The following is a 13,976-nucleotide window of genomic DNA, read 5'->3' on the forward strand; positions in this document are numbered from 1 at the left end:
CCCTCGTCCAAGAGCGCCAGCACACAGCCGGGCCCCCGACGAACCCAAGATCACCTTGCCAAATCGGCCTACCGGCGAAAATAGTTCAACCAGCTCAATCGGTGCAAAGTTACCGAATCTCCATAATGGACGGCAACATGGTGTCGTTCGTGACTTATTGGACGTTTTGTTCGATTAGGCCAAGCCGTCGGCGCCCGAGCACACGCCGCCCGTAGTTGCCGTGCCGGCGACACGATCGAGATCCGGCCCGGTTGGAGTACGCCCAGCGGCTTGTTCCTCGATGTGACTCCGCAGCAAGCAAAGGGTCAGCGGAGGGCAAGCAGCGATGACCACCGAGAACACCGATCCCGAACCACAGCGACCTCGGTCCGGCGTTGCGGACTCAGCCGGCCGGCTCCAGCCGGATCCGGACGTCCAGGTTCCGCTCGACCTCGCCGCGGCTGTACAGCAGCGGGAACGACCCACCCGAGGCCCACAGGCCGTTCAAATCGCTGAAATGCGGACTACGCGGGTCCCCCGACTGCCCCGGCGCGTTGATCGCCGCCGAGTCGTTCCAGTTGCCCACGTCCAGGGCGATCTTGAACGTCGCTCCGATGATCTGCGCGTACGTCAGCGGGTGGAAGAACGACGGGTGGATCGTGTGGTAGTCGCCGCCGATCGGGGTGGGGCCGACGTTCGGGGTGCCCAGCGGGTGCTTGAACTCGTTGTGGTGCAGCGTCCCCCAGTGCCACGTCGAGGGGTCCGGGCCGAGCTGGCCGGCGACGTCGCGGAAAGCCACCGGCAGCGAGCTCAGGATCAGCTGGTCGCGCACCGCTGCTCCGTCCGGGCCCAGCCATCCGGCCGGGTCGCGGAATGAGGCGATGATCAGGCTGAAGTCGGGGTTGATCGTGCGGACCAGCGCGTCCGCCGCGGCCTGGGGCAGCACCGCGTGCGCCCACACGTAGTGCAGGTATTTCATGATCCACGTCTCGTACAGCGCGGCCGCCGGCGATCCCGCCGATGCGACGCCGTCCCAGCCGCGCAGCAGCTCCAGCGCCTTCGCGGTGTCCGGGTCCGATGAGGACAGTCCGCGCACGAACTCGAGGAGCTGCGTGGCCACCAGCGACTTCTCGTCCTTCTGCAGCGCCAGCGAGTCGGCGACGGTCGCGCCCGGGTGGGACTCGATCAGCTCGTCGATGCGCTGCTTGCGGTACGGCAGCTGCCATTCGTAGTTCGACACCACCGGGTGGCCCGGCGGGATGTTGAAGTCGTTGGCCGAGGCGAAGTAGCCGGACGGCGGGTTGTACTGCCCCGGCAGCTCGCGGTTCGCGTAGAAGCCGTTCCAGTCGTAGCGACCGTCACCGGGGACCGGCAGCAGGCCGTCGTAACCGGCGCCCGTACGACGCGGCGTCAGCCCCGCCGGGACGTAGCCGATGTTCCCCCGCACGTCCGCGTAGACCAGGTTCGAGCCCGGCGTGCCCCACTTCCGCATGCCCGCGGTGAACTCGTCGAAGTTCGTGGCGCGCTGGTAGTTCAGGCTGCCCAGGTACGCCGCGCTGCCCGGCTGGGTCCACGCCGTGCGGACCGCGAACGCCCGGTGCGCCGCCTCGTCGACCTTGACGACCGGGCCGTGCCGGGTGAAGGACAGCTCCCGGGTCACCGGGGTGCCGCCGCGCACCGGAATGGACTCGGTGAGCGTGGTCATCCGCTCCCAGCCGGTGCCGTAGCGGTAGCGGGTGTGGTCGTTCGGGTCGAGCTCGTAGACGTAGAGGTCGGTCTGGTCGATCGGCAGGTTGGTCAGGCCGAACGCGATGTTTTCGTTGTGCCCGATGGCGATCCCCGGGTTCCACGGCTCACCCGCCCCGGCGAGGTTCAGCCCGGGCGCCGACAGCTGGGCGACGTAGCGGCCCGAGGGCAGGGCGTCCGCGCCGCGGTGCGGGTCGTTGGCCAGGATCGGCCGGCCCGACGCCGTCCGGCCCGGCCCGATCGCCCAGGCGTTGCTGCCGGATGTCGCGTCGGCGATGTCCTTGGTCTGCAGACCGGCGCCGGTGAAGTTCACCGAGGCGGTCGCCAGGTCGTACACCTTGAGCACGTCGTCCGGCACCGAGCACGGGTCGAGCCCCGCGGGCACCGCCGCCTCGTGGTCCGGGTGGAGGGAACGCAGGTAGCGGCTCGCGCCGGGGCCGGCCAGGCAGACCAGCTTCGCGCGGGCGACCTCCCACATCAGGTTCTCCCCGATGGCGTGCGTACGGATCCGGACCACGTCCTGCGGGCGCCAGCGGGCGGGCTGGTAGCCGAGCTTGGCGAACTCCGGCGGGAGCGCGGCGGGGTTGCGGCCCAGCCAGTCGACGTAGGAGTTGATGCCCTCGGCGAACCGGGTCGCGGCGAGCCTGCCCTCCGGACCGTAGGACGCCCACTCGGCGTCCATGTCGCCGCGGTAGAGGAACAGCCGGGCGGCGCGGTCCTGCTCCACATAGGACGGACCGAGCACGTCGCTGAGCGTCCCGAGCCCGCGGCGGCGCCAGGTGTCGATCTGGAACAGGCGGTCGCGGGCGATGTTGAAGCCCTGGGCGAAGAAGAGGTCGCTGGTGTCGGCCGCGTAGATGTGCGGCACGCCCCACTTGTCGACGAGCAGCTCGACCGGCCGGTGCAGGCCGGCGACGGCGTACCGCGGGCCGGTCGCCGCCTCGACACCCGGGACCGGCGCCAGGAGGAGCACGACCAAGGCGAGGATCAGGCCGCGGATGACCGGCCGGCGTGTGGCCATGGTGCTCTCCTCGTTCGGGGCTCGATACCGGGTTCGTCCGGTATGTTCCCCGCCCGCGGCACGGTCCCACGAGCCCCTTAGGGGTCCAGGGCCGCGAGCGCGAGCCCCGATCGGCTAGGGCTCCACGAGCACCGCTTCCGGGTCCTGCGGGTCGTACCGCACCGTCACCGCCGAGCCGCGGGACGGCGCCTGGAACAGCGACGTCACCATCGTCGCCACCACCGTGCGCTCCCCCGTCTCCGCCGGGAACCGGACGTGGACGACGAACCGCGGGTTCCCCATCACCCAGACGTTGGTGAACTCGACGTGCACCACGTGCCCGGTGACCCGCCGCCCCCGCTGCCGCAGCGCCTCGGTCCGGTCCTCCGCCTCCGCTTCGCTCAGGAACGCCCGCAGCAGCACGACGATCAGGACCAGGGCCACCAGGGCGGACACCGCCGGGACCAGGTACGGCTCGTAGTACACGACCCAGTCCACGTCGGACCACGGCTCGGCCTTCCCGTCGAGGAACGGCAGCCGCTGCCCCACCGACTCCGGCGGGGTCCACGACGGGATCGCGACGCCACTGCCCAGCGCCACGCCCAGTGCCGCGGTCAGCGAGCTCGCCCGGAAGCCGATGCCGAGGCGGTTCACCGACATCCCCGCGCCCCACAGCATCGCGAACCCCAGTGACGACGCCACCGTGACCGCGACGCTGAAGAACAGCACCAGCGACGCCGCCGAGCCCGCGTCGACCCCCCACGAGTCGAGGCGGTTCAGCGACATCAGCCGGAAGCCGTCCAGCATCCCGAGCGCTCCGGACCAGCCCGCGGCCGCCCACGCGAGCGTCGTCGGGATCCCCAGGAGCCACAGCCGACGGCCGGCCCGGCGGCCGCTGCGAGGCGGGTCCGACAGGCTGGACATGAATCCGTACACGGCGGCCGCCTAGTCGATCGGGCCGAACACGGCGACCTTCGCCGGGTCGGCGGGGTCGACGCGGGCCTCGTGCCGGGTGCCGGGCGCGTACTGCTGGATCGTCGCCTGCGGCGCGATCAGCCGGGTCACCGTCCGGTAGGGGGTGCCGCCGGTGCGGGTGACCTCCAGCGTCGCCGTGTACTGCGCCTGCCCGGCGATCGTCTTGCCGGTCGGCTCGAGGGCGCGGATCACCAACGTGGCCGGCTCGCACGTGTCGTACAGCCGCCGCAGCTCGGTGCCGTAGGCCTGCAGCTCCTGCTGCTGGCGCAGCTGCTCCTCCGGAGGGAGCGCCATGAACGCCGCCATGTCCGGGTCGGCGGCCAGGCCGCGCAACGCCTGCGCGGCCAGCTGCGGCGTCGGCAGCTGCGGGGTGATGTCGTACCCCTGCGCCGCCGCGGCCTGCCGGAACTGCTCGGCGTGCTGCCGGAAGTCCTGTGCGCCGCGGGCCATGCCCTGCTGGGTGGCTTCGTTGACCTTGTCGCGGATCTTCTTGAACATCGGTCCCGCCTTTCGCTGTGTGTTGTGCACACAGCTTCGGCGGAGCGCGCTGCTACCGAACCCAGGTTTGGCCGTCATCGGAGGCATCGAGGCAGGTCAGCGCCGCCCAGAAGACCGGCGAACGCGCCGGCTCGGCCCGTTCGCGCCACCGCGCGAGCCGGGTCCGCTGCCACGCGCAGAGCTCTCCGACCGGGTCGTCGCCGGCCAGTGCCGTGTCGACGGCGATCACCAGCTCGGCCATCGGGTCCGCGCCGGGGACGGCCGCCGACGTCGGCAGCGCCCACAGCGTCGCGGCCACCAGCCGGGCCCCGGCCGCGACCGCGGCGAGCAGGACGCCGAACGGCTCGGGCAGGCCGAAGTCGCTCGCGCTGGCGCAGCCGATCAGCGCCACCCGCGCCGGCATCGCGTCCACTTCGGACAGGGCGAGGTCCGCGGCCGTGAAGGGCCGGTGCGCCCCGATCGGCTCGGCCGTGCCGGGCAGGTCGGCCGCGCAGGACAGGTGCAGCGCGGTCTGCGCGCCGTGTTCGTCGCGGACCCGGCTGACGTGCCCGGCGTACACCAGCCGCGAACAGGGCCCGGCCAGCAGCCGCGCGAGCAGCCGCCGGTCGGTGTCGGTGCGGCGGACCAGGTCGAGGCCCCGTGCGGCGGCCGGCCGGACCGCGCCTTCGGCGATCCGCGCGTCCAGGTGGCGGATCAGCGGCGACGCCGGGTCCTGCTTGCCGAGCACCGAGCCCAGCTCGCCGAACGCGCTCTGGCCGGGGATCCGCGGGTCGAGCAGGTACACCGGTGGCCCGGGCGGCGCCGGGGGACGGCGCGGGATCCCGACGGGCGCGAGCAGCGAGACGTCGGCGACGTCCAGGACACGCTCGTCGCCGTCGAAGCAGCTGCTTTCCTCGCCGGGTTCGAGCACGCGGTCCGGCCGCCGGTCGGGCAGGGCGAGCAGCGCCCACGGCACCGCGGCGAGGCTCGGCGACGGCTGCACGCGCAGCAGCGGACGCCGTCCTCCGGCCGCGGCCTCCCGCAGTCGCGCGACGAGATCGGCCGGCAGCAGGTTCAGGCCGAGGACCCGGGCCAGGCGTTGTTCGCCGGCGAAAGCGGACAGCGCGCGGCCGACGGCGTCGGGCACGCTCTCACCCTCGTGCGGCGTCGGGGAAGCCGCGTCCAGGTACTCGCGAGCCGTCGCGACGAGGGCGGCGTCGACCGGGTGGGTGTGGACGTCGTCGAGGTCGCCGGTCGTCCGCCAGGTGAGGTAGGTGTGCCCGGCGTCGGCGTAACGCAGGAGGAACGTCTCCCTGGCCGTGGCCGGCCAGGTGCGCACGACCGGAGTTTCCTTCGGGGGCAAAGAGTACCGCTCGGCGGCGATGTCGAGCCAGCGATCGAGTTCCATCGGCGACGCCGGGGACCACCGCAGGGCGGGCGGCGGGGCGAGGCGCAGCGGCAGCGACGCGGTCACGCTGCCCAGCGCGGCGAGCGGGAGCCGGTCGCCGTCGGGCGCCCCTTCGAGCGGGGGAACCGTCCCGGTGAGTTCGAGCGCCGGTCCCTCGGTGTAGGCCCCGACGGCGCAGGTGCGTTCGACCAGCTCCGCCGCCAGCCGCGGCTCCCGCAGCCGCATCAGCAGCGCCATCACCAGTTCGGTCGCCGGTCCCGCGACGTCGCGCGCCCACGCCGTGCGGGCCCGCGGCGACGCGAACTCGAAGCGGTAGTCGGCCGCCGCCAGCGCCAGCGGCAGCAGCAGGTCGAGCAACGCGCGCAGGTCGTCGCCGCGCGCGTAGCCGATCGTGGCCGCGACGAAGTCCGTGTGCAGGCACTCCAGCCACTCGCCGGACGCGCGCGCCGACTCCCACGCCCGCGTCGCGTGCTCCTCGGCGGTCGTCCAGTCGCCGTCCGCCGCGGCGCACCGGGCCAGCGCCACGTCGAGCCGTCGCAGGCCGGGCGTGTCTTCGTGGGCCGTCCAGATCTTGCCCGCGTGCTCGAACTGGTCCCGCGCCTGCCGGGCGTCGCCCGCGAGCAGGAGCAACGTCCCCAGCGCGTGGCTCGCCTCCGCCACGTCGCCGGACGCGCCCGCCGTCGCGAGGTCGTCGCGGGCGGCGACGATCGCGGCGACCGCGCCCGGGAAGTCACCGGCCAGCGCACGGTCCGTGGCCAGGTCGACGGCGTACTTCGCCGGGTGGTCCGTGGTGAGCCGGAGGAGGTCGGCGCGCGCGTCGGCGTCCTGACCGCCGGCGCGGCGAAGGCGGGCGCGCTCGGCCTGGGCCATCGCCTTCAAGGACGGCGCGTGGTCGCAAGCCGGCGTGCTCAGGATCTCGTCGAGCGCGGTCAGCGCCCCGGCCGGATCGCCGGCGGCCACCTGGACGCGTACCTCGAGGATGCGCAGCTCCAGCTCGTCGGTGCCGTGCGGGTCGAGCAGCTCGGGCGGGTACTGCTCCGGCCCGGCGGCCTTCCGCAGCGCCGCCCGGTGCCGCTGTCCGGCGATCAGCTCACGGGCCCGCGCGATCTCACCGTCCTCGGTGGACAGTGAGATCAGCACGCGATCGGCCACCTCACGGGAACCTTCCATCGTCCGCAGCTCGGCGTACTGTCCGAAGTGGACGGCGGCGGCCGCGCCCACCTCGAAGGCGGCGAGCACGGCTTCGGCGCATTGCCGGGCGTTGCGCAGGTCCCCCGCGGAGTAGCAGACCGTGGCGAGGTCGCTGACCGCGGCGAGTTCGAAGTCGCTCCGGTCGAGCCGCTGCGCGATCTGCCGCATCCGGCCGTACAACCGTTGTGCGCCCCCGATGTCCCGTGCCGCGGCGAGCCGTTTGGCCTCCCGCTGGATCTCGACGGCTTCACCGGCCAGCTCCTGGTACTCGGCGTCGGTGAGCGAGCACGCGGGCAGTTCGCCGTAGGGTGCCGGGTCCAAGCCGAAATGAGCGGCGACGCACCGGCAGTTGTAGCCGTGCGAACTCGCCCCGGCCAGCGCGTCCGGCACCGGCCGGTCCGGCGGGGAAAAGGGCGGCGGCAAGCCGACGAGCACGTCAGAACTCCCCGTCGGTGGCCGCGCGCTCGGCCAGCGTCCGGGCTTCCGGCGGCAGCGCCTCGCGCGCCCGCACGAGCGCCACCACCTCGGCCCGGTCTTCGGCCGTCGTCCCGGCGAGGTCCTCGGGAGTCACGCCGACGAACAGTCCGATGGGGACGGGAGGGGCGAGATCGACGGCGCCGGCGAACCGCCCGACGCCCCAGCGCAACGGGACTTCCGCGACGACCTCGCCGTCCCGGGTCGCGAAGGCCGACAGCGTCGCGTCGGCGAACGCCCCGGCGACCTCGACCTCCAGCCGGGTGGCCGTCGGCGCCGCGACGACCCGCCAGGTCACGGTGTTCTCGGCGGCGTCGAGGATGCCCGGCGGCACCCGCGCCCAGTCGACGCTCTCCCGGCCCTCGGTCACGACACCTTCCCCGGACGCGGCCGGCTCGATGCCCGCGGCCAGGGCATACGCGCGCTGCCCCGGCGTCACGGCGGCCGCCAGCCGGGCCGCGGCTTCGGCGCGCACGACGTCGTCCTGGCCGTCGAACCAGGCCGACAACCTGGTGCACAGGCCCCGGACCTCGTCCGCCACCGGCGTCGCGGCGAGCCCGTCGACGGCCGCGTCGAACAGGTCCGCCGGGGTGGCTTCGAAACCATCGAGCATGCCTTCGGCCACCTCCGCGGTGGCGACCGCGGCTTCGAGGTCCAGCAGCGCCGGGTCCAACGCGGGAATCCCGAGCGTCGGGCTCGCGGGCCACCACCGGCGAGCCCACAGCAGCAGCGCGAGGGTGGCGAGTTCCGGCCGGGCGGGGACGTCCACGCGCCCGGACACGAGGGCCTCGAGGGCGTGTTCCTCGCCGACGAGCCGGGTCAGCCAGGGTTCCGCGGCCCCGGCGTCGGTGAGTTCGACGCGCATCGAGCCGGGGACACCGGCGAGCAGATCGGCGAGGGCGAAGCGGACGAGGCCGCCGTCCGCCGCGACGACGGGGGTGTGCACCGGGTGCGTCACGAGACCGCCTCCAGGTCCGGCAGCCGGGCCACGAGCGCGCGGCGCACCTTCGTCCGCAGGTCCAGGGAGGTCGACCGGACGACGCCGGTGACGAGGTCCCGCACGTCCGCCGCGTCGGCCGGGAGGTCACCGCGCACGTCGAAGCCGTGCAGGCGGATCCACAGCCGGCCGAGGAACTGCTTGCCGAACTCACGCAGCTCGCGCAGCAGCTCGTCGTCGGGCCGCGGGGTGAGCGGCGTGGTGCCGGCCAGCGCGCGGCGCGCGTGGAGCACGTACCCCTCGCGCGCGACCTGGGCGTTGAGCTGCCGCGCGAACCCGGGGACGGTCCCGGGTGCGACGCCGTCGAGCGGCCGGAGGGCGGGCGCGAGGACGACGCCGAGCGCGAAACACGTGGCCAGCGCGGGCAAACCGAGCCCGAACCCGGCGACGACGCGGCGGGCTTCGTCGTCGACGAGCTCGGCGACGGCTCCCCGTTCGCCGGCGGGGAGCCGGCGCAGGGTGGCGCGCACCCGCCGTTCGACGCTGCGTTCGAGGAGCTCGGGGCCGGCTTCGTCCTGCCGCCGCAGCGGCGGGACGGCGGTGCGATCCCCGCGCTGCAGACCGAGATCCGGCGCCGGGGAGCCGGAAACGGCCTCGGCGGCCCGGGCGAGCGCGTCGGCTCCCCCGGGCCGGCGCAGCGCCAGGCCGAGGGCGTGCCCCGCGGCGGAACCGGCCAGCCACGCGGCATCGGTGAGGGTTTCGGCGAACCGGCCGAGCAGCACCACGGCGTCATCCGGCGAGAGACCGGCGTCGGTGTGCCAGCGGCGGTGCAGCGCGGCGGTCAGGTCCGCGGCCGCCCGGGGATCGGCGAGATACGCGATCAGCTGCGCTACGCCGGCTTCGTCGCCTTCGCCGTGCAGCTCGCGCAATGCCGACGCCGCGGCTTCCGGGGCGTCCGGTCCGGGCATGCCGTACCCCGTCGCCAGCTCGTACGCCAAGGGGAAGCAGACGTCCTGGACGTCGCCCGCGGTGATCCGCAGCGCGCGCCGCTGCCGTTTGAGGTGCACGAACCACGCGGCCGTCGCCCGCAACCGCGATGCGTCGGCGAGGACCAGCTCGGTGACCTCGGCCGCCGCGGCGGGCTCCAGCAGCGGACGGCCCAGCTTCGGCCGCGCCGCCGTGCGGACGACGAGCGGGTCGATGATCTTCTTGACGGTGCGGGTCAGCGGGCCGCCGTCCCCGGCCGAGAGGACCTCGACATCGGGAATCCGCCGCCACACCGCCGCGAGCACGACCGAGCGCAGCCGGGGCTTGCCCGCTCCCGTCACCGCCACCCCCTCGCTCCGATCGCACCCTACGCGACGGCCCCGTCAGTTCCGCCGCTCCGGCGGCACGTACTCGAAGGTCGGCCCCGCCGTCGTCCGCCCGTCCCCGCTCGGCAGCTTCATCAGCGCCACCGCCTGGGCCCGCAGCGCGTACATCGTGCCGATCGCGTCCCGCAGCTGCCCCGGTTCGCCGGTGAACGCCTGTTCCAGCTGGTAAAGCAGCACACAGTAGGTCTGGTTGAACGCCTCCTGCGCGACGCGGACCGCGCTGCCTTCCGGGTAGTCGGCCGTCCGCGGATCGGGACGCATCGGCAGCACCCCGTCGGGGTCGATCGCGATCTCGTCCCCGGTCGGGCCGGACGCCGGGGTGTCGCCCGTGCGGTAGCGGCGGCCGAGACGCAGCTCCTGGAAGCGGTAGTAGTGCGCCACCTCCTCGCGGTCGGGGTGGAAGACGTCGCGGTCGCCGTCCCAGACGTCGGTGCGGGCCGCGCCCTCGCCCTGCTCGACGACCTCCGCCAGCGCCGCCACCGCGGACTTCAGATCGTGCACCGCGATGACCTCACCGCCTCCGCCGCGGAGGTGGAACGCGTCGATCTGCCGGGCCGGGTCGCCGGTGAAGACCGCGGCTTCGCCCAGCTCGTCGCACAACGTGTGGAAGCCGGCCTCGATGGCGGCGTAGAACTGGCCGATCGTCTCGTACTCGTCCGATTCCGGCGGCGCGTCCGCCGACGCGGGCCGCTCGATGCGCAGGAACAGCTCAAGAGCTTCGGCACCGAACGGCGCCAGGTGGACGTGCACGGAACGGTCGCCGTGCGGCAGCGGATGCGGGTAGGGCGGCAACAGCGCGGGGGTGTCGAGCGCGGGCGAACCGCCCACGGCGTTGAGCAGGTTCGCGGCCAGCGCGAGGTGCAGCATCTCCTCCGCCAGGACCGACCCGACCACCTGCACGGCTTCGGGATTGCGGGCCGGGTCGAGCGAATACAGCGCGCACAGGTAAGGGGGAATCGTCGCGTGCTCGAGCTCGATCGCCCACTGCAGGTGGCGGCGGAGATCGTCCAGCGTGTCCATGGCTACCTCGGTTCGTCAGGTCGGTTGCGGCAGCTGAGACAAGACGCCGCACCGGCTTGTGACTACTGAGGGCCGTTGGTCAGCGAGAGGTTGAACGCGTAGCGGGACGCGCGGTAGACGTGCCAGCCGTACTCGACCACGCGGCCGGAGTCGTCGTACGTCGTGCGCTGCATGGTCAGCAGAGCCGCTCCCGGCGTCTCGTCCAGCAGCTCCGCGTCCTCTTCGGTCGCCAGCCGGGCGCCGATGTGCTGCTCCGCCGCGTGCAGGCGGACCCCCGCCGAGCGCAGCAGCTGGTAGAGACCCTTGTCGCGCAGCTCTTCGTCGGTCGGGTCGATGACGCCGTCGGGCAGGTAGTTGTTCATCAAGGCGAGCGGTTCGCCGTCGGTCGAGCGGATGCGGGTCAGCCGCCGCACGCGCGTCAGGCCCGGCGCTTCCAGCAGCTCGGCCACCTTCGCGTCGGCGTCCGCCACGCTGTTGGCCAGCACCACCGACTCCGGCTTGCCGCCGAGGCCGGCGAGGTCGTCGAACAGGCTGCTCAGCCGCAGCGGCCGCGCCACCTTGGTGCGGACGACCTGGGTGCCGACGCCGCGCCGTCGCACGAGCAGGCCCTGGTTGACCAGCGTCTGGATCGCCTGCCGGACGGTCGGGCGCGACAGCCGCAGGTTCGCCGCCAGGTCCACCTCGTTGCCCAGCCGGGCACCCGCCGGGAGCCTGCCGTCCTCGATCGCGGCGTGCAGCTGCTGCGAAACCTGGTGGTACAGGGGCTCGGGGCTACCCGGGTCCAGCACGATCTCCCGGCCGGGGTCCCAGGCCGGGTGCGTGACGTCCACGCGGGACGACGGCGGCGGGGTGCTCATCGGGGGAAGCCTACCGCGCTCCGCGGTGCGGTAGGGATGACCTGTTGTCCATATGTCTTGACAAAGTCTCCGGGACTCTGGCACTGTCGTTCTCGGACCGGCCGAAGGAGCGGAACTGTGACCGACATGCTGCGACGTCTCGTCGCGAAACGGGTGCACGACCCGGAAGCGATCGCTGAGGCGGCCGCGAACCGGGTGCGGGCGAGGTCGCCGTTCAACGACAAGGGCCGGACGATGATCATCGCCGCCGACCACCCCGCCCGCGGCGCCAACGCGGTGGGCGGCAACCCGTCGGCGATGGCCGACCGGGGCGAGCTGCTCGAGCGCCTGTGCCTGGCCCTGGAACGGCCGGGGGTCACCGGCGTGCTCGCGACCGCGGACGTAATCGACGACCTGCTGCTGCTCGGCGTCCTCGACGGCAAGACCGTGATCGGGTCCATGAACCGCACCGGGCTGGCCGGGTCGAGCTTCGAGATCGACGATCGCTTCGCCTGCTACGACGCCGAAGCGATCGAGCGGATGCGGTTCGACGGCGGCAAGACGCTCACCCGGATCTGCCTCGACGACCCGGCCACGCCGAGCGTCCTGGAGAACACCGCGAAGGCCGTCAACGCGCTGGCCGACCGGAAGCTGATCGCGATGGTCGAGCCGTTCCTGTCGGTCCGGACCGACGGCCGGATCAAGAACGACCTCTCCCCCGACGCCGTCATCAAGTCGATCACGATCGCCGCCGCGCTCGGCCGCTCGTCGGCCTACACCTGGCTCAAGCTGCCGGTGGTGGACGACATGGAGCGCGTGCTCGCGTCCTCGTCCCTGCCGGCCGTCCTGCTCGGCGGCGAGGTGAAGGACGCGGACGCGGCGTTCGCGGCCTGGCAGCGGGCACTGGCGCTGCCGACCGTGCAGGGCCTGGTCGTCGGGCGCTCACTGCTCTACCCGCACGACGGGGACGTCGCCAAGGCCGTCGACACCGCGGTGGGGCTGTTGTGAACCCAGCAGGCTCAGCGCCACTACCGGTAGGGAGCACCGTGAACACCATCGAACACTGGATCGACGGCACCGCCACGTCCGCGGGCTCGACCCGCACGGCCCCGGTCTACGACCCGGCCACCGGGAAGCGGCAGGCGCGGGTCCTGCTCGCCGAAGCGTCCGATGTGGACACCGCGGTCGCGTCCGCGAGCAAGGCTTTCGAGGCGTGGGGCGACTCCTCGCTGTCCCAGCGGACCAAGGTGATGTTCGCCTTCCGCGAGTTGCTGGTGAAGCACGAGGACGAGCTCGCGCGGATCATCTCCGGCGAGCACGGCAAGGTCGTCGAGGACGCCCGCGGCGAGATCGTGCGCGGCCGCGAGGTCGTGGAGTACGCCTGCGGCATCGCCGACGCGCTCAAGGGCAGCTTCTCCGACCAGGTCTCGCGCGACGTCGACGTGCACGACTTCCGGCAGCCGCTCGGGGTCGTCGCCGGGATCACGCCGTTCAACTTCCCGATCATGGTCCCGCTGTGGATGCACCCGGTCGCGATCGCCACCGGCAACACGTTCGTCCTCAAGCCGAGCGAGCGTGACCCGTCGGCGTCGAACTTCGTCGCGCGGCTCTACGCCGAGGCCGGTCTGCCCGACGGTGTGTTCACCGTCGTCCACGGCGACAAGACGGCGGTCGACGCGATCCTGGACCACCCGGACATCGCGGCGGTGTCGTTCGTCGGCTCGACCCCGGTCGCCAAGTACGTGCACGAGCGCGGGACCGCGGCCGGCAAGCGCGTCCAGGCACTCGGCGGGGCGAAGAACCACGCGGTCGTCCTGCCCGACGCCGACCTGGAGTACGCGGCTAACCAGCTGACCGCCGCCGCGTTCGGCTCGGCCGGGCAGCGGTGCATGGCGATCTCGGTCGGCGTCGCCGTCGGGGCGGCCGGCGACAAGCTGGTCGAGATCCTCGAGCGCAAGGCCCGCGAGGTGAAGGTCGGTCCCGGCTCGGACCCGGCCAGCGACATGGGCCCGGTGGTCACCGAGGCCGCTCGCGAGCGCGTGGTGAACGCCGTCGCGCGGGGCGCGGAGCAAGGGGCGTCGGTGGTGGTCGACGGCCGCGGCCTGACCGTCGACGGGCACGAGGAGGGCTTCTTCGTCGGACCGTCCCTGCTGGACCACGTCACCACGGACATGCAGGCCTACCGGGAAGAGATCTTCGGACCGGTGCTGGCGGTCGTCCGCGCGGAGACCGTGGCCGAGGCGATCGCGATCATCAACGCCAACCCCTACGGCAACGGCACGGCGATCTTCACCGGCAGCGGCGAAGCGGCGCGCACGTTCCAGCGCGAGGTCAAGGTCGGCATGATCGGGGTCAACGTGCCGATCCCGGTCCCGATGTCGTACTACTCCTTCGGCGGCTGGAAGGACTCCCTCATCGGCGACAGCCCCATCCACGGCCCGGCGGGCGTCAACTTCTACACGCGCGCGAAGGTGGTCACGACGCGCTGGCCGCACACGAGCACCTCGGCGGCGGGGTTCACCTTCCCCACCTCCAGCTGAGGCCCCGGGCAGAAGCGGAA

General features: G+C 73.0%; 10 protein-coding genes. 2 read left to right on the forward strand and 8 right to left on the reverse strand.

Going from position 1 to position 13,976, the window contains the following annotated elements; genetic code table 11:
• Positions 1-382: 382 nt before the first annotated feature.
• From ABZ342_RS00390 to ABZ342_RS00425, 8 genes are all read right to left on the reverse strand, one after another.
• On the reverse strand, positions 383-2,746 hold the full coding sequence (locus ABZ342_RS00390; protein ID WP_360467962.1) for a penicillin acylase family protein: 2,364 nt from the start codon (positions 2,744-2,746) through the stop codon (positions 383-385).
• A gap of 114 nt (positions 2,747-2,860) precedes the next feature.
• Positions 2,861-3,649: a DUF3592 domain-containing protein gene (locus tag ABZ342_RS00395; RefSeq protein ID WP_360467963.1), complete on the reverse strand. Its 789-nt coding sequence runs from the start codon at positions 3,647-3,649 to the stop codon at positions 2,861-2,863.
• 21 nt (positions 3,650-3,670) lie between these two features.
• A complete protein-coding gene (locus ABZ342_RS00400) occupies positions 3,671-4,198 on the reverse strand; it encodes a hypothetical protein (RefSeq protein WP_155546114.1) in 528 nt (175 codons plus the stop codon).
• 52 nt (positions 4,199-4,250) lie between these two features.
• On the reverse strand, positions 4,251-7,211 hold the full coding sequence (locus ABZ342_RS00405) for a hypothetical protein (RefSeq protein ID WP_360467964.1): 2,961 nt from the start codon (positions 7,209-7,211) through the stop codon (positions 4,251-4,253).
• A 1-nt stretch (position 7,212) separates the two neighbouring features.
• Entirely contained in the window at positions 7,213-8,208 is a 996-nt protein-coding gene (locus ABZ342_RS00410) for a hypothetical protein (protein ID WP_360467965.1), read from the reverse strand.
• Positions 8,205-9,521, reverse strand: coding sequence for a hypothetical protein (locus ABZ342_RS00415; RefSeq protein ID WP_360467966.1), 1,317 nt, complete (start codon positions 9,519-9,521; stop codon positions 8,205-8,207). Before ABZ342_RS00415 ends, ABZ342_RS00410 begins: the two co-directional genes overlap by 4 nt.
• A gap of 36 nt (positions 9,522-9,557) precedes the next feature.
• Positions 9,558-10,580: a ferritin-like protein gene (locus tag ABZ342_RS00420; protein ID WP_360467967.1), complete on the reverse strand. Its 1,023-nt coding sequence runs from the start codon at positions 10,578-10,580 to the stop codon at positions 9,558-9,560.
• A 62-nt stretch (positions 10,581-10,642) separates the two neighbouring features.
• Positions 10,643-11,437: a GntR family transcriptional regulator gene (locus ABZ342_RS00425; protein WP_155546110.1), complete on the reverse strand. Its 795-nt coding sequence runs from the start codon at positions 11,435-11,437 to the stop codon at positions 10,643-10,645.
• Positions 11,438-11,554: 117 nt separating this feature from the next.
• Here ABZ342_RS00425 and ABZ342_RS00430 point away from each other — a divergent pair, with 117 nt between their 5' ends.
• Positions 11,555-12,424, forward strand: a complete 870-nt coding sequence (locus ABZ342_RS00430; RefSeq protein ID WP_360467968.1) for an aldolase — start codon at positions 11,555-11,557, stop codon at positions 12,422-12,424.
• Between the two features lie 38 nt (positions 12,425-12,462).
• On the forward strand, positions 12,463-13,956 hold the full coding sequence (locus ABZ342_RS00435; RefSeq protein ID WP_360467969.1) for a CoA-acylating methylmalonate-semialdehyde dehydrogenase: 1,494 nt from the start codon (positions 12,463-12,465) through the stop codon (positions 13,954-13,956).
• Positions 13,957-13,976: the final 20 nt, after the last annotated feature.

The sequence above is a fragment of the Amycolatopsis sp. NPDC005961 genome (assembly GCF_040629235.1).
Lineage (GTDB): Bacteria > Actinomycetota > Actinomycetes > Mycobacteriales > Pseudonocardiaceae > Amycolatopsis > Amycolatopsis camponoti.